General features: G+C 71.1%; 12 protein-coding genes and 1 pseudogene. 8 read left to right on the top strand and 5 right to left on the bottom strand.

Translation table 11 applies throughout. The features are described from left to right. Positions 1 to 34: 34 nt before the first annotated feature. Entirely contained in the window at positions 35 to 1885 is a 1851-nt protein-coding gene (gene btuB / locus WCD84_RS05975; protein ID WP_343280748.1) for a TonB-dependent vitamin B12 receptor, read from the top strand. A gap of 105 nt (positions 1886 to 1990) precedes the next feature. Here the strand turns inward: btuB and gph are convergent, their stop codons facing one another. Genes gph through WCD84_RS05960 form a run of 3 tightly spaced genes read right to left on the bottom strand, consistent with a single transcriptional unit; the run spans position 1991 to position 4693 of the window. Next, a complete protein-coding gene (gph, locus tag WCD84_RS05970) occupies positions 1991 to 2668 on the bottom strand; it encodes a phosphoglycolate phosphatase (protein WP_343280747.1) in 678 nt (225 codons plus the stop codon). A 53-nt stretch (positions 2669 to 2721) separates the two neighbouring features. Beyond that, complete coding sequence (locus tag WCD84_RS05965) at positions 2722 to 4011, bottom strand: sensor histidine kinase (protein WP_343280746.1); 1290 nt, start codon at positions 4009 to 4011, stop codon at positions 2722 to 2724. Next, on the bottom strand, positions 4001 to 4693 hold the full coding sequence (locus tag WCD84_RS05960) for a response regulator transcription factor (RefSeq protein WP_343255620.1): 693 nt from the start codon (positions 4691 to 4693) through the stop codon (positions 4001 to 4003). Before WCD84_RS05960 ends, WCD84_RS05965 begins: the two co-directional genes overlap by 11 nt. Positions 4694 to 4797: 104 nt before the next feature. Between WCD84_RS05960 and WCD84_RS05955 the strand changes: the two genes are divergently transcribed. The 5 genes and pseudogenes from WCD84_RS05955 to WCD84_RS05935 all read left to right on the top strand — a co-directional run. Next, a complete protein-coding gene (locus WCD84_RS05955; protein ID WP_343280745.1) occupies positions 4798 to 6498 on the top strand; it encodes an ArnT family glycosyltransferase in 1701 nt (566 codons plus the stop codon). Positions 6499 to 6598: 100 nt separating this feature from the next. Next, a complete protein-coding gene (locus WCD84_RS05950) occupies positions 6599 to 7279 on the top strand; it encodes a phosphatase PAP2 family protein (protein WP_343280744.1) in 681 nt (226 codons plus the stop codon). Beyond that, positions 7276 to 8937: a phosphoethanolamine transferase gene (locus WCD84_RS05945; RefSeq protein WP_343255623.1), complete on the top strand. Its 1662-nt coding sequence runs from the start codon at positions 7276 to 7278 to the stop codon at positions 8935 to 8937. Before WCD84_RS05950 ends, WCD84_RS05945 begins: the two co-directional genes overlap by 4 nt. Before the next feature lie 2 nt (positions 8938 to 8939). Beyond that, positions 8940 to 9716, top strand: a complete 777-nt coding sequence (locus WCD84_RS05940) for a glycosyltransferase (RefSeq protein WP_343255649.1) — start codon at positions 8940 to 8942, stop codon at positions 9714 to 9716. Then, positions 9713 to 10003: pseudogene (locus WCD84_RS05935) on the top strand (lipid-A-disaccharide synthase N-terminal domain-containing protein); the annotation flags it as partial. The gene WCD84_RS05940 and the pseudogene WCD84_RS05935, both read left to right, overlap by 4 nt. 20 nt (positions 10004 to 10023) lie before the next feature. On the opposite strand, the gene dinB reads toward WCD84_RS05935, so the two are convergent. Then, positions 10024 to 11091 carry a DNA polymerase IV gene (dinB, locus tag WCD84_RS05930; RefSeq protein ID WP_343280743.1) on the bottom strand — a complete coding sequence of 356 codons (1068 nt, stop codon included), beginning with the start codon at positions 11089 to 11091 and terminating at the stop codon, positions 10024 to 10026. 263 nt (positions 11092 to 11354) lie between these two features. Continuing rightward, on the bottom strand, positions 11355 to 14156 hold the full coding sequence (locus WCD84_RS05925) for a bifunctional acetate--CoA ligase family protein/GNAT family N-acetyltransferase (protein WP_343280742.1): 2802 nt from the start codon (positions 14154 to 14156) through the stop codon (positions 11355 to 11357). 215 nt (positions 14157 to 14371) lie between these two features. On the opposite strand from WCD84_RS05925, the gene WCD84_RS05920 reads away from it, so the two are divergent. Then, complete coding sequence (locus tag WCD84_RS05920) at positions 14372 to 14797, top strand: DUF2231 domain-containing protein (RefSeq protein WP_343255626.1); 426 nt, start codon at positions 14372 to 14374, stop codon at positions 14795 to 14797. Continuing rightward, positions 14794 to 16206 (top strand): PQQ-dependent sugar dehydrogenase, encoded by a 1413-nt coding sequence (locus WCD84_RS05915; protein WP_343280741.1) that lies wholly within the window; start codon positions 14794 to 14796, stop codon positions 16204 to 16206. The genes WCD84_RS05920 and WCD84_RS05915 overlap by 4 nt, the downstream gene beginning before the upstream one ends. The last annotated feature ends 3 nt before the right edge of the window (positions 16207 to 16209 follow it).

Genomic DNA, 16209 nt, shown 5'->3' with positions numbered 1-16209 from the left:
GTCGCGCGGGCGTGCGCGACGCATGGAGAACCCGATGAAGCCGCAGCACCAGATCCTTTCCCTCGCAGTGGCGTTCGCCCTGTCCCCGGCCGCGATGGCCAGCGGTGCAATGCAGGCCACCGACCTCGACGAGGTCATCGTCACCGGCACCCGCACCGAGGTGGCGCTGGCTGACAGCCTCGTCCCCGCGCAGGTCATCGATCGCGACGAGATCGAGCGCAGCCAGGCCACCTCGCTGCAGGAGCTGCTGCGCGGCCGTGCCGGCATCAACCTGACCAACAGCGGCGGACTGGGCAAGCAGTCTTCGCTGTTCCTGCGCGGCACCAACTCCGCGCATACGCTGGTCCTGGTCGATGGGATGCGCATCAATACCGCCGACCTGGGCATGGCCACCCTCCAGGACCTGCCGCTGGAACAGATCGAACGCATCGAGATCGTACGCGGCCCGCAGTCGAGCCTGTACGGCGCCGATGCCATCGGCGGCGTGATCCAGATCTTCACCCGCCGCAACCGCGGCGATTTCCAGCCGCACTTCCGCGTGGGCGGCGGCAGCAACGGCCTGCGTGAAGCCGCCGGCGGCTTCGGCGGCAGCGGCGAGCGCGGCTGGTTCGGCGCCGACGTCGCCTACCAGCGCACCGACGGCATCGATTCCTGCCGCGGCTCGGGCACGCTGTTCACCGGCTGCTTCGCCGACGAGCCCGACCGCGACGGCTACCGCAACCAGTCGCTGAGCCTGCGCGGCGGCTACGCACTGAGCGACACCTTGGCCATCGAAGGCTCGGCCCTGCGCGCCGACGGTGAGAACCAGTACGACGGCTACTACAACTATTCCGAAACCCGGCAGCAGGTCGTGGGCGGCAAACTGCGCTACACGCCTTCGGATCGATTCGACCTCACCGTCAGCGCCGGCCGCAGCGACAACGAATCCGACAACTACAGCGACAGCACTTACCTCGGCAGCGCCGAGTCCCACCGCGACAGCGCATCGGCACAGGCCGATTTCGGCCTGGCCGAAGGCCATCTGCTCAGCGCCGGCGTGGACTGGAGCAAGGACACGCTGGACGGCAGCACCACCGAGTACACGGTCGACAGCCGCGACAATACCGGCGTGTTCATGCAGTACCAGGGCCGGCTCGGCAGCCAGTCGTTCCAGGCCAGCCTGCGCAACGACGACAACGAGCAGTTCGGCAGCCACGCCACCGGAAGCCTCGGCTGGGGCCTGTCGTTCGGCAGCGGTTTCAAGCTCACCGCCAGCTACGGCACGGCCTTCAAGGCACCGACCTTCAGCGACCTCTACGACCCTTGGAGCGGCGTGCCGACGCTGGATCCGGAAGAGTCCCGCAGCGCCAACATCGGTCTTGCGCAGTACGGCGACGGCTGGCACTGGAGCCTGGATGCGTACCAGACCCGCATCGATGACCTGATCACCTACGATTCGTCGACCTGGATGATGGCGCAGGTGGAGGAGGCGCGGATCACCGGCGCCGAACTGACAGGCGCAATCGAGCTGGCGGGCTGGAACCTCGCCGCGCAGCTCAGCCACACCGACCCGCGCAACCGCACCGGAGGCAGCAGCCAGTACGACAACCTGCTCGCCCGCCGGGCGCGCAACACCGGCCGCGTCGACGTCGACCGGGCCTTCGGTGCGATCCGCATCGGCGCCACGCTCAACGGCAGCGGCGCCCGCTATGACGACGCCGCGAACGCGGTGCGCCTGTCGGGCTACGCCACTACCGACCTGAGGATGGAGTACGCGTTCAACAACGCGTGGTCGCTGCTGGCACGGGCGAGCAATGTGTTCGACCGCGAGTACGAAACGGTGTCGTGGTACCGGCAGCCGGGGCGGGAGTATGGGTTGGCGTTGAGGTACCAGCCGGGGCGGTGACGGGACACTCCCGGAAGCTTCGCCCCCATCTGCCCTTTGGGCATCTTCCCCCGCTTCGCGGGGGAAGAACGTCGGCTTCGGGAGGGGGCTTTTGCGAGCTCGTTTCTACCTGCGCAATCCCATCAACCCCTCCAGGCTGTCCATCACCGCCACCGCACCCGCCCGCTCCAGGTCGAAGTCCCGCGGATAGCCATGGCGCACCAGCACCAGATCCATGCCGGCCGCATGCGCGGCGCCGGCGTCGGCTTCCGAGTCGCCCACCATCAGGCACTCCTCCACGCGCCGTCCGTGCTGCGCCACCAGGTGAAGCAGCGGCATCGCGTGCGGCTTGCGCTCGGGCAAGGTGTCGCCGCCGACGATGCCGTCGAAGTAGCGGGTGATCTCCATCGCATCCAGCAGCGGGCGCACGTAGCGCTCGGGCTTGTTGGTGCAGATGGTCATCCTCACGCCGTCAGCGGCGAGCGCGTCGAGCATCTCCACCGTGCCCGGATACAGTCGCGCATCGAGCAGCAGGCAGTCGCCGTAGTGGCGCATCAGTCGCGGCATCTCCTCGTCCACCGTGCGCTTGCTGCCGACATGGCGCAGCGCGCTGTCGAGCAGCACGTGCGTGCCCAGGCCGATCCAGGCGCGCACCAGCGCCTCGGGCTGGCGTGGATGGCCCAGCTCGTCGAGCGTGCGGTTCACCGCTTCGGCGATGTCGGCGGCGCTGTCGACCAGGGTGCCGTCGAGGTCGAACAGGACCAGTGGATACGGGAACGGCACGCGGCATCTCCTCGGGTTCATGCGAACGCCATTATCGCCGCAGCGGTGGGCGCGGACCAGAGTGCCGGGCGGCGTCAGCGCACGCCGTCGCCCACGCAGGCCATCGACAGGTCCAGGCGCGTGGTGGTGCCCTGCCCCGGACGCGACGTGATCTCGAGCCTCCACCCCAGGTGGTCGCACAGCCGCGAGATCAGCTCCAGCCCGATGCCGCCGCGTTCGCGGCCGCCGCCACGTGCCATCCGCGCATAGATCGCGCTGATCTCCTCCGGCGTCATGCCGTGGCCCGGATCGTCGATGACCACCGCACCCGAATCGATGCGGATGCCGATCTCGCCGCTGTCGCTGTTCTCGATGGCATTGCGCAGCAGGTTGCCGATCGCCGCCTGCACCACCGGCATCGGCGCCAGGATCTCGCAGCGCGGTGTCGGCTGCAGGGCCAGCACCAGGCCCTTTTCGCGCGCCATCGGCAGGTGGTCATCGATGATCTCGGGCAGCAGCTGCGCAAGGTCGATGCGATCGCTGGCCTGCGCCAGGCGTCCCGGCTCCTTGGCCAGGACCAGCAGCAGCGCGATCAGGCGCTCGATCTCGCGGCCGGTGCGGCTGATGCGCGCGATCTGCTGCCGCGCGGCGTCCGGCACGCCGGGCTGCGCGGCGGCAAGCTCCGCCGCGCCCGCGATCACCGAGATCGGCGTCCGCAGCTCGTGGCTCATGCTGTCGATGAACACCCGTTCGCGCTGCACGTACAGCTCGTTGCGGGCGATGTAGTCGTTGAGCGCCTCCGCGATCACCACCAGTTCGGAGCTGGCATCCGCCGGCAGGTCGATGCGCTGCCCGCTACGGTCGGGGCGCAGGTGCCCGATGCGCTGCGCGAAGGCGCGCAGCGGCCGCGTCAGCCGGTCGACGCCCCAGCCGATCGCCAGGCCCAGCAGCAGCACCATGACCAGCATCGCCGCCAGCACGCTCGCGGCAACATAGATCTCGCGACGCTCGAAATCACCGATGTCCAGCGCCAGCGCCCACGGCCGGCCGTCCACCTCGCGGACCAGCACCACCCACTGCTTGCCGTCGAAATGCACTTCGTCGTGCAGCCCCGGCGCCTTGCCACGCAGCGCCTCGGGAAGCGACCGTCCGGCATCGTCTCCGAACAGCGACATGGTCTCGGTGTCGACCCAGCGCTCGTCCGGCGACAGCGCGCGACGACCTTCGATATGGTCGAACTCGGCTTCAAGCAGCGCGGTCCAGACCAGCTGCTCGGCGTGCTCGTTGACGACGAAGCCATAGGCGAAGATCGCCGCCGATGCCAGCAGTGCATAGCCGACCAGCCCCCACACCATCCGCCGGCGCAGGCCGTGCCTAGCCACCATCGTCACTCCCGAGCGGCTCGCCCAGGCGATAGCCGATGCGCGGCAGCGTGTGCAGCAGCTTCACCGGCCAGGGGCCGTCGATGCTGCGGCGGAGCTCATAGACATGCGAGCGCAGCATGTCGCCGTCGGGCGGATCATCGCCCCACAGCGCCTGCTCCAGGCGCTCGCGGGTGACCGTCGCGGGGCTTGCGCGCATCAGCACTTCGAGCAGCTTGCGGCAGGCCGGGTACAGGTGCAGCGTGCGGCCGGCGCGGGTGACGTCGAGCGTGGTCAGGTCGTAGCGCAGGTCGGCGACCTCCAGCACGCGGCCGCGCTGCCGGCCGCTGGCGCGGGCGACCAGGGCCTCGATGCGCACTTCCAGTTCGGGCAGCTGGAAGGGCTTGGTCAGGTAGTCGTCGGCACCGGCGCGGAATCCGGCGATCTTGTCCGGCAGCTCGTCGCGCGCGGTCAGCATCAGCACCGGCACGTCGTGGCCGGCCTCGCGCAGGCGCCGCAGGACTTCGCGTCCGTCCAGCCGCGGCAGCATCCAGTCCAGCACCACCGCGTCATAGGCCTGGGTGGAGGCCAGGTGGTAGCCGGTGGGGCCGTCGGGGGCAGCGTCGAGCACATGGCCGCGCGCCTCGAAATAATCGAAGAGGTTGGCGACCAGGCTCTGGTTGTCTTCCACCACCAACAGACGCATGCGAGCTCCCGTGAAGGCACAGGCTGCGCGCCGCGACGTCGGAACGGTGTCGGAGGCGCAGGCCTCCGACGATTCTCCCACGCGGCGCCCGGCACCATCGGCGGATGACAGCATCGTCCACGCACCGCGCCTCCGTGCCGTACTGGTTCCTGGTCCTGCTGGTGCTGTTCGCGCTGGCCGCGGGCATCGGCCTGCGCGAACCTTCGCCGCCCGACGAGCCGCGCTTCGCCTTGGCCGCACGCGCCATGGTCGAGAGCGGCGACTGGCTGGTGCCACGGCGCGGCCGCGAGGCCTATGCCGAGAAGCCGCCGGTCTTCATGTGGATGCAGGCCGCCAGCTGGACCCTGGTGCGCGACTGGCGCGTGGCCTTCCTGCTGCCTTCGCTGCTGGCCGCAGTGGCAACGCTGGCGCTGGTGCACCGCGCCGCCGGGCGGCTGTGGGCGCGCCGCCACGCGCCCTGGGCCGCGGGCGCGCTGTTCGTGTGCCTGCAGTTCGGCCTGCAGGCCAAGCGTGCGCAGATCGACATGGTGCTGGTGGCGCTGACCACGCTGTCGCTGTGCGCGCTGCTGCACTACCTGCTCCACGGTCGCGAACGGCGCTGGCTGGCGCTGGGGATGTTCGCGGCCGGGCTGGGCACGGTGACCAAGGGCGTGGGCTTCCTGCCGATCCTGGTCCTGCTGCCGTGGCTGGGGCTGCGATGGCGGGAACGCATCCCGCCCGGCCCGCCCCGACGCGGGCCGGGCGATGCCGCCGCAGCCGCCGCCGGGTTCGTGGCCGGCGCCGCGGTCTGGCTGGCGCCGCTGGGCATCGCCTTGCTGCGCAACCCCGACCCGGCGCTGCAGGCCTACGCGCACGAGCTGCTGTTCCGGCAGACCGGTACGCGCTATCTCAACGCCTGGCACCACGTGCAGCCGCCCTGGTACTACGCGCAGACCATCGCCACGCTGTGGCTGCCGGGCGTGCTGCTGCTGCCGTGGCTGCTGCCGGCCTGGTGGCGGCGCCTGCGCCGGGGCGATCCGCGCTACGTGCTGCTGCTCGGCTGGGCGGCGCTGGTGCTGCTGTTCTTCTCGCTCAGCCCGGGCAAGCGCGAGGTCTATGTGTTCCCGGCGCTGCCGGCCATCTGCCTGGCGGCCGCGCCGCTGCTGCCGGCGCTGCTGCGCCGCAGCGGCGTGCGCTGGACGCTGTGCGGCTGGCTGCTGTTGTTCGGCGCCCTGCTGCTGGGCGCCTCGGGCAGCGGATTGGCCGATGCCGCCTGGGCCGCCCGCCTTGGCGAAACGCGCGGCATCGCGGCGGCGGACATGCGCATGCTGCTGTGGGCGCTGGGCGGGCTCGGCGCCGCGGCCTGGCTGCTGGCGGCGGTGCTGCGCGGGCGACGCATCGCCTTCGCACTGGTGCTGTTCTCGGCGCTGACGTGGACCATGTATGGACTGGTCCTGGCCCCGGCGCTCGACGCCTCGAGCTCCGGCCGCGCGCTGATGCAGGACGTGGTGGCGCGGATCGGCGTGGACGGCGAGCTTGGCGCGGTCGCGTGGCGCGAACAGCACCTGCTGCAGGTGGAGCGCCCGATGGTCGAATTCGGCTTCCGCCGGCCGTGGCACCTGCAGTGGCGTGACGCCGCGGCGTGGGTGGCCGAGGCCCCGGAACGGCGCTGGCTGTGGCTGCCGGAGGACGCGCTGGGCCCCTGCGTCGACCGTGGCCGGGCGCGGATGATCGGCCATGCCAGCAGGCAGGACTGGTGGCTGGTGCCGGGTTCCGCGATCGATCCGCAGTGCCAGGTGCCGCCGTTCGCGGGCGACGGGAATTAACGAAGCGCGAACGTCGCTCCAACGGCTCTCCGACAGGCGCACCGCAATCATCGCGCTGCCCACCCTGCCGATGCCTGCAATGCGCACTGCCCTCCCCACCATGGACGCCACGGATGTCACCGCGCACGCACCCCATGCGTCCCGCGCATGGACGCTGCTGCCGTGGGCGCTGCTGCCGGCGGCGCTTGCGGTCCTCGCGCATGCGACGGCGTTCGATACCATCTTCGCCGACACGCTGTTCGCTTGGGAGGGCCACCAGTGGGCGCTGCGTGACGGCCCCATCACCCGTGGGCTCCTGCATGACGGGGGCCTGATGGCCTGCAGGGCCGCCTGGCTGGGCGTCGTGCTGGCGTGGGTTTCGACGCACATCAGCGACCGGCTGCAGCGGCATCGCCAGCGGCTGGCGCGTCTCGCGGTATCGGTCCTTGTCGCCACCGGAATCGTCGCCACGCTGAAACAGCTGACCGCCGTGCATTGCCCCTGGGATCTCGTCCGCTACGGCGGAACCGCGCTGCCGGGAGACGGCGGCGGCGCCTGCTTTCCCGCCGGCCACGCGGCCGCCGGCTATGCGTGGCTCGCGCTTGCCTTCGTGCCGGCAACCCCGCGCGGCCGCCGCATCGGGCTCGCCGCCGGACTCGCCGCCGGACTCGTGTTCGGCCTGGACCAGCAGCTGCGCGGCGCGCACTTCCTCTCCCACGACCTGTGGTCGGCGGCGCTGTGCTGGGCCGTTGCGGTCGTCGTGGCCGCGCTGTGGCCGACATCGGCGGGGATCGCGTCGTGAGCGTGGTCGCACTGCCGCTGTGGCGCCCGCAGCAGATGGTCGACCGGCTGCTCGCCTGGCGGCCCACCATCACCACCGAAGCCCTGGCGCTGTGGGCCAGCCTGTACTTCGCGGTCGCCGGCAACCTGCCGTTCTGGCGCGCGGTGTTCGCGACCGGTGCGCTGGCCGGCGGCTCGGGCGCGCGCGCCGCAGCCTGCCTGCTGCTGCTGGTCTTCGCCCTGCAGGCCTTCCTGTTCTGCATCCTGCTCCACGGCCGCCTGGCCAGGCCGGTGCTTGCCGTGCTGCTGCTGGCGGGCGCCGCGGCCCACCATTACATGGTTGCGTACGGCGTCTATTTCGACACCGACATGGTGCGCAACGTCCTGCATACCGATACCCGCGAGGCTGGCGAACTGCTCGGCTGGAGCCTGCTGCCCTCGCTGCTCGCATACGCCGGCCTGCCGCTGCTGGTGCTCTCGCGCGTGCGGCTGCGGCGGCGGCCCCCGGTACGCGCGGCGCTGCTGCGGCTGGGGATCATGCTGGCACTGGCGCTGCTTGCCGCCGGCAGTGCGCTTGCCGGCTTCCAGGACCTGTCCGCGCTGATGCGCAACCACCGCGAACTGCGGCATCTGATCACGCCCGGCAACCTGGTCATGGCGACCGCAGCCATCGCCCATGGCGACGGCGTTGCGCACGGACCACGCCGCGAACTGGGCCATGACGCCGCGATCGCCGCCCGGCCCGCCGATGCGAAGCCGCGCCTGCTGGTGCTGGTGGTCGGCGAGACCGTGCGCGCGCAGAACTGGGGATTGAACGGCTACGAGCGCCAGACCACGCCGCGGCTCGCCACGTCCACCGCGATCAACTTCACCGATGTCACCGCCTGCGGCACCAGCACCGAAGTGTCGCTGCCCTGCATGTTCTCGCCCGATGGCCAGGCCGGCTATGACAAGGCGCGCCTTGCCAACTCGGAATCGCTGCTGCACGTGCTTGAACATGCCGGAGTGCATACGCTGTGGCGCGACAACCAGTCCGGCTGCAAGGGCGTCTGCTCCGGACTGGCCTTTGAAGCGATGCGCCACGACGCCGCCGCCGGCTGTGGCGCGCACGAATGCCATGACGGGATTCTCCTAGCCGGCCTGGATGCCGCGATCGACCGCTGGCCCGGCGACCAGGTGATCGTGCTGCACCAGATCGGCAACCACGGCCCGGCCTACCACCGCCGCACGCCGCCCGAACTGCGGCGCTACACACCCACCTGCGACAGCGACGACCTCGGCCACTGCAGCCGCGAGCAGGTGGTGAACAGCTACGACAACGCCGTGCTCGCCACCGACGCGCTGGTGGCCGATGCCATCACGCTGCTTGCCGCGCGCGACGACCGCGACAGCGCCCTCATCTACGTGTCCGACCACGGCGAATCGCTCGGCGAAAACGGCCTCTACCTGCACGGCCTGCCCTATGCGATCGCACCGGACACGCAGAAGAAGGTGCCGATGCTGGCCTGGCTGTCGCCAGGCATGGCCGGGGCGCGGCACGTCGATCGCGCGTGCCTGCAACGCCGCGCCGATGCAGCGGCCAGCCATGACGACCTGTTCCATTCCGTCCTCGGCCTGCTCGAAGTGCGCACGGCGCTTTACGACCGCGACCTTGACGTTTTCTCGGAGTGCACCGCATGACCATGAACCCGCCACCGGTACGCGGCCCGTGGGCCCCCGCGCTCAGCGTCGTGGTGCCGGCATGCAACGAGGCCGACAACCTGCCGGCGCTGATCGACGAGATCGATGCCGCGCTGTGCAAGGCCGTCGACAGCTACGAGATCATCTGCGTCGACGATGCCTCCGACGACGACACCGACGCCGCGCTGGCCAGGTGCGCGGCATCGCGCCCGCAGCTGCGGGTGCTTCGCCACCGCGCGCGCAGCGGCCAGAGCGCGGCGCTGCGCAGCGGGGTCAGGGCGGCGCGGGCGGACTGGATCGCCACGCTCGACGGCGACGGACAGAACGATCCCGCCGACCTGCCGCGCCTGCTGCAGGCGCGCGCCGCCGCGGACGACGACGTGCGCCTGTTTGCCGGCTGGCGGGTGCATCGCGAGGATTCCGCCAGCAAGCGCTGGGCCTCGCGCATCGCCAACGCCATCCGCGCCCGCCTGCTGCACGACGCCACTCCGGACACCGGCTGCGGCATCAAGCTGTTCGCGCGCGATGCGTTCCTGGAACTGCCGGCGTTCGACCACATGCATCGCTATCTCCCGGCGCTGATGCAGCGCGCCGGCTGGCGCACGCTGAGCGTGCCGGTCAACCACCGCCCGCGCCTGCATGGACGCAGCAAGTACGACAACCTCGGCCGCGCGCTGGTCGGCATCAGCGACCTGCGCGGGGTGCTGTGGCTGCTGCGGCGCGGAACGCGCGTGGCCGCCGACGAGCGCATCCCGCATGACCTGGAGGTCCTGCCATGAACGAGACCATTGCCGCGCTGGCCTGGACCGGCGTCGCGGTGACGCCCTGGAAGCTGATCGGGCTGTTCGGCGCGCTGCTGTTCGGCGCGCGATGGCTGCTGCAGTTCGGCGCATCGCGGCGCGCCGGGCGCGCGGTGGTGCCGCGCAGCTTCTGGATCATGAGCCTGTGCGGCAGCGGGCTGACGCTGGCGTACTTCGTGTTCTCGGACAAGCAGGACGCCGTGGGCGTGCTGCAGAACCTGCTGCCGGCGCTGACCGCCGCCTACAGCCTGTGGCTGGAACTGCGCCCCGCGCGACGCGAGGCAGCTCAGCAGGAGGCGAACAGCGGCGCCTGGAGCGGCGCTTCCTCCGGATCGCGAAAGCCGGCCAGCCCCACCCCGGCCAGCCGGTAGCGCGTCGACGCCGGCAGCGACACGCGCTCGCGCAGCGCCAGCGCGATGGCGGTGAACTCCGCAAGCGTCGCCGGAGGCACGTCGGGCGTATGGCTGCGGGTAAGGATGCGGAAATCCGAGGTCTTGAGCTTCAGCACCACCGTGCGCCCGACGCGCGGCGTCTTTCGCGTGGCGTCCCAGGCCTTGCCGGCCAGGCGGCGCAGCGCGTCCTCGAACGCGTACAGCGTGAGGTCATGCTCGAAGGTGTCCTCGGCCGAGATCGACTGCACCGGCTGGTCGGGCTCGACCTGGCGCTCGTCGATGCCGCGCGCGCGCCGGTACAGGCCGGCGCCGAAGCTGCCGAAGCGCGCCTGCAGCTCTTCCAGCGCGAACGCGCGCAGGTCGCCGACGGTGGCCACGCCGATGTCGGCGAGCTTCTTCTCCATCACCTTGCCCACGCCGGGGATCTTCGATACCGGCAGCGGCGTGAGGAACGCTTCGACCTGCGACGGCTTGACCACGAACTGGCCGTCGGGCTTGTTCCAGTCCGAGGCGATCTTGGCGAGGAACTTGTTCGGCGCGATGCCGGCCGAAGCCGTCAGTGCCGTCGCCTCGCGGATCTCGGCGCGGATCATGCGCGCGCTTTCGGTGGCGCTGGGAGAGGCGATCTTCGGCGCGGTGACGTCGAGGTAGGCCTCGTCGAGCGACAGCGGCTGCACGAGGTCGGTGTGGCGCAGGAAGATGTCCCGAACCTGCTTCGACGCCTCCTTGTAGCGGACGAAGTCCGGCGGCACGAACACGGCGTCGGGGCACAGGCGCTCGGCGCGCACCGCCGGCATCGCCGAACGCACGCCGAACACCCGCGCCTCGTACGAGGCCGCGCACACCACCGAGCGCGCGCCGCGCCAGGCCACGACCACCGGGCGGCCGCGCAGGGACGGATCGTCGCGCTGCTCCACCGACGCGTAGAAGGCGTCCATGTCGATGTGCAGGATCTTGCGCATGCCCGCATTATCCCGCAGCCGCCGCCCCGGGAAGCCCTGGACCGCCGCGGTCATCCTGTGGGAGCGGCCATGGCCGCGATTTCGCAGGCCCGATCGCGGCCATGGCCGCTCCCACAGTTTTCACAGGTCCCACAGTCTTCCGGTTCCCACAGTCTTCACAGTCTTCACAGTCTTTACAGTTCCAACAGTTCCCACAGTCCCACTGCTTCCACTGCTTCCACTGCTCCCATTGCTCCCACAGCGCCAACGTGGTGCGAGGGACCTCAGTCAGCGGCCTCGACCGGCAACTCCACCAGCATCAGGGTGGCGTCCTCCGGGTCGGGCACGACCTTGAAGCCGAGCTTCCGGCACATGGCGAGCATGGTGCTGTTCTCGCGCAGCACCTGGCCCTCGATGGTCTCGAGCCCCATCCAGCGCGCAACCTCGATCATCTGCTGCATCAGCCGCCAGCCCAGGCCCGCGCCCTTGAGGTCGGAGCGCACCATGATCCCGTACTCGCCGCGCTTGAAGTCCGAGTCGGCCAGCAGCCGCACCGCGCCAAGCATCTCGCCGCTCGCAACGTCGGTCGCCACCAGCGCCATCGAACGCGCGTAGTCGAGCTGCACGAGGCGGGCGATGAAGTCGTGGCTGAAGTCGCGCACCGCGCGGAAAAAGCGCAGGCGGAGGTCTTCGGCGCTGACGTGCTCGAAGAAGCGGCGGAACATGGCGTCGTCTTCCGGCCGCACCGGGCGCACCAAGGCCTGGCGGCCATCGGACAGCGTGAGCGTGCGCTCAAGCTCGCTGGGGTACGGGAACACCGCGAAGCGCGGGTGGCCGCGGCCTTTGTGCAGGCGCGTCGACGGCGCCACCGCGATCCGCGCATCCACCGCCACCGCGCCGTCGGCATCGACCAGCAGCGGGTTGATGTCGACCTCGCGCACTTCGGGAATGTCGGCGGCCAGCTGCGCGAGCTTCACCAGCACCAGGGCCAGCGCGCGCTCGTCGGCGGCGGGCACGTCGCGGTAGGCGCGCAGGATGCGGGCAACGCGGGTGCGGCCGATCAGTTCATGCGCAAGCCGGAGGTCCAGCGGCGGCAGCGCCAGCGCCTTGTCGTCGATCAGCTCGACCGCGGTGCCGCCACGGCCGAACACCACCACCGGGCCGAACACCGGGTCGTCGGCGATGCCGGCGATCACCTCGCGCGCCTTCGCGCGCAGCACCATCGGGTGGACGCTGACGCCGTCGATGCGGGCATCGGGCCGCAGCCGGCGCGCGCGCTCGATGATGTCCGCGGTGGCCTCGCGCACGGCATCGGCGCTGCCCAGGTGCAGGCGCACGCCATCGACGTCCGACTTGTGAGTGATGTCGGGCGACAGCACCTTGACCGCGACCGTGCCGCCGCCGTCGAGCATGGGCGCGGCCAGGGCCACGGCGGCATCCGGATCGGCGGCCTGCACGGGCATGGCGATGTCAATGCCGTAGGCGCCCAGCAGGCGCGCGGTATCCGCGGGATCCAGCCACTCACGGCCATCGGCCAGCGCCGCGTCGACCAGCACCTGCGCCGCTGCGCGATCGAACGCGAAGTCGTCGGGCAGGCTCGGCGGCGTCTCCATCAGCGCCGCCTGGGCTTCGCGGTGGCGGACCAGGTACATGAAGCCACGCACCGCTTCGGCCTCGCTGGCATAGGTCGGCACGCCGGCATCGCCGAGCAGGCCGCCGTCATCGCCCAGCCACAGCGCGAGCACCGGCTTGCGGGCCGTGCCGCGCGGCCGCGCCTTGAGCACGGCGACCGTGGCTTCCGCAGTCTCCCGCGGCGCCGACAGCACGGTCGGCACGTTCACGGCAAGGACGGCGTCGTTGCCGGGATCGTCGAGCAGCGCCTCCAGGCCCGCGGCATAGCGCGGGCCGTCGGCATCGCCAAGCAGGTCCACCGGATTGGTCCGCGACCATCCGCGCTCGAGCGCAGCTTCCAGGCGTTCGACGGTCGACGCCGACAGCACGGCCGGCTTGCCGCCGAGGTCCTGCAGGCGGTCGAGCGCAAGCAGGCCGGCTCCGGCGCCGTTGGTCAGCACCGCCAGGCGCCTGCCCGGCACGCTGCCCAGGTGCGAGAGCGTTTCCGCGGCGGCGAACATCTCGTCCAGCGCGCGCACGCGCAGCAGGCCGGCGCGTCGGAAGGCGGCGTCATAGACATCGTCGGGCGTGGCCAATGCCGCGGCATGGCTGGTGTACGGCGGCGCGCGGCGCAGGTGGCGGCCCGGCCGCACGATCACCACCGGCTTGCCGCGCGACGCAGAGGGAGGGGGAGAAAAGGAAGTGTGCGGACCTCCCCCCTCCCTCCCCCCCCCCCCCTCCTCCCCCCCCCCCCCCCCCCCCCCCCCCCCCCCCCCCCCCCCCCCCCCCCCCGCGCGCGCGGCCGACAGGAACTTGCGCGCATCGCGCACGTGTTCGAGGTACAGCAGGATCGCCCGCGTGTGGCGGTCGACCGCGAACCAGTCGAGCAGGTCGGCGAAATCGACGTCGATCGCATCACCCAGCGACACCACCGCGGAAAAGCCGACCCCGCGTCCCTGCGCCCATTCGATCATCGCCGCGCCCACCGCCCCCGATTGCGACACCAGGGCGACATCGCCCGGCGGCGGCCGGTGCGCCGCGAAGCTCGCGTAAAGCTTCGAGTGCGGCGCGATCACTCCCAGGCAGTTGGGCCCGACCACGCGCAGCCCGCGCGCGCGCGCGACCGCCGCCAGCGCGGCATTGTTCGAGTCGGGGCCCTCGCCCATGCCACGCGTCAGCACGATGACCGCGCGAGCGCCGGCATCGGCGGCGGCGGCGGCCACTTTGGCGACCTTGGACGGCGGCGTCGCGATGATGACCAGCTCCGGCGCGAAGCCGAGCGCGTCAAGCCGCGGCGAAGAGTCGACGCCGGCGATCGACGGATAGCGCGCATTGACCACGCCCACGCGCCCCGGGAAGCCGCCTTCGACGATCTGCTCCAGCACCAGCCGGCCCAGCGAGCGTTCGCGCGGGCTGCCACCAACCAGGGCCACCGAGGCCGGTGAGAATACGGAACCGAGTGCGTAGGTACCCATCGGATGGCAGGCCAGGCATGCGGAACGGCCCCTGACGATATCACCGGCGCGCGACGCGCCTGCACCCGGGCTTCCGGCGCGCCCGAGCCGTCGGCCGCCGCGGCATGGGTCTGCACGCCTTCCTCAGATGCACTGGAGTAGCGTCGTGCAGGATCGGCTCCTGCCGGGAGCCGCAACCCATCCGGACGCTGCCCGTCCATGCAGGAGGCCCGCCCATGGTCGCTACCGTTCCACGCAGATTCGCACCCGCATACCATCCTGCGCACGCAGCCCTGCTCGGCGGCGCGCTGACGCTGTTCCTCGGCGCCCTGCTGAGCGACATCGCCTACGCCCGAAGCTACGAGATCCAGTGGAACAACTTCGCCTCTTGGCTGATTGCCGGCGGCCTGGTGGTGCTGGCGTTCTCGCTGGTGTGCGCGCTCTTCGGCCTGGCGCCGTCCAGGCGCACGCGCGCATCCGTCCTGCACGCACTGCTGCTGCTCGCGGCCTGGATCGTCGGCTTCTTCAACGCGCTGATGCACGCCCGTGACGCTTGGGCCAGCATGCCCGGCGGGCTGGTGCTGTCGGTGGTCGTGTTCGTGCTGATCTGCGTGGCGACCTGGCTTGGCCTCTGCGCTCCACGCCTCGGAGACCCGAAATGAACCGTCCCGGCTTGCCCGTCGTGGCCACCCTCGCCCTTGCCCTGGCCGCCTGCGGCCAGGAGTCCAAGCCCCTCCAGCAGGGCGTCAATCCCGAACTGCCCAAGCCCACGCGCGGGATCCTGCCCGACATGGTCATCGCCGACCCGGCCAACTGGGGCGACCGCCTGCCGGTGGTGCCCGAGGGCTTCGAGGTCCGCGCCATCGCCACCGACCTGCTCATCCCGCGCCAGACCCTGGTGCTGCCCAACGGCGACATCCTCGTGGCCGAAGGCCGCGGCGGCAACGCGCCCAAGCTCAAGCCCAAGGACATCATCGCCGGCCCGATCAAGGCCGCCGGCAACACGGGGGTGACGAGCGGCAACCGCCTGACCCTGCTACGCGACGCCGACGGCGACGGCAACTACGAGCTGCAGACGGTGTTCGCCGACAAGCTCAATGCGCCCTACGGGATGGCACTGGTCGGAAGCAAGCTCTACGTCGCCAACCAGGACGCCGTGGTGCGATTCGACTACCAGCCCGGCCAGACCCAGGCCAGCGCCGGCACGCCGGAGACGCTCACGGAGCTGCCGTCGGAAATCAACCACCACTGGACCAAGGCGATGACCGCCAGCGCCGATGGCCGCTTCCTGTACGTCGGCATCGGCTCCAACAGCAACATCACCGAGCGCGGCATGACCGCCGAAGCCAACCGCGCCATGATCTGGGAGATCGACGCCGAAACCGGCATGCATCGCCCCTACGCCACCGGCCTGCGCAACCCCACCGCGCTGGCGATCCAGCCGAGCAGCGGCCAGCTGTGGGCCGTGGTCAACGAGCGCGACGAGATCGGCCCGAACCTGGTGCCCGACTACCTGACTTCGGTGCGCGATGGCGGCTTCTACGGTTGGCCCTGGGCCTACTGGGGCCAGAACGTGGACGACCGCGTGCGGCCGGAGAATCCGGAGAAGGTCGCCGCATCGATCACGCCCGACTACAGCCTTGGCGCGCACGTCGCATCGCTGGGCGTCGACTTCTCCAGCGCGGTGATGGGCCCGGAGTTCGCCGATGGCGCCTTCGTGGGCATGCACGGCAGCTGGAACCGCTCCGACCCGGTGGGCTACAAGGTGGTCTTCGTGCCCTTCCGCAACGGCCAGCCGGCCGGCGATCCGATCGACTTCGCCACCGGCTTCCGCGAGGACGACGGCACCACCCGCGGCCGCCCGGTAGGCGTGACCGTGGACCCGCGTGGCGCGGTGATCATCGCCGACGACCTGGCTAACACGATCTGGCGCGTGGCACGGACGGGTGGCGCGGCAACTCTGCCGCCGGCAGGCGCCGCCGGCTCGCCGGACGCAGCCGACGCGGCCAATCCGGCCGGCACCACCGACGCCGCCGATGCAGCGGAGGCCGTGCCCGCGGAGACGATGTAACGG

It is taken from the genome of Luteimonas changyuni (assembly GCF_039548395.1).
Classification (GTDB): domain Bacteria; phylum Pseudomonadota; class Gammaproteobacteria; order Xanthomonadales; family Xanthomonadaceae; genus Luteimonas.
Note: the sequence above shows the minus strand (reverse complement) of the source record. Positions and strands in the feature narration are given on the sequence as shown.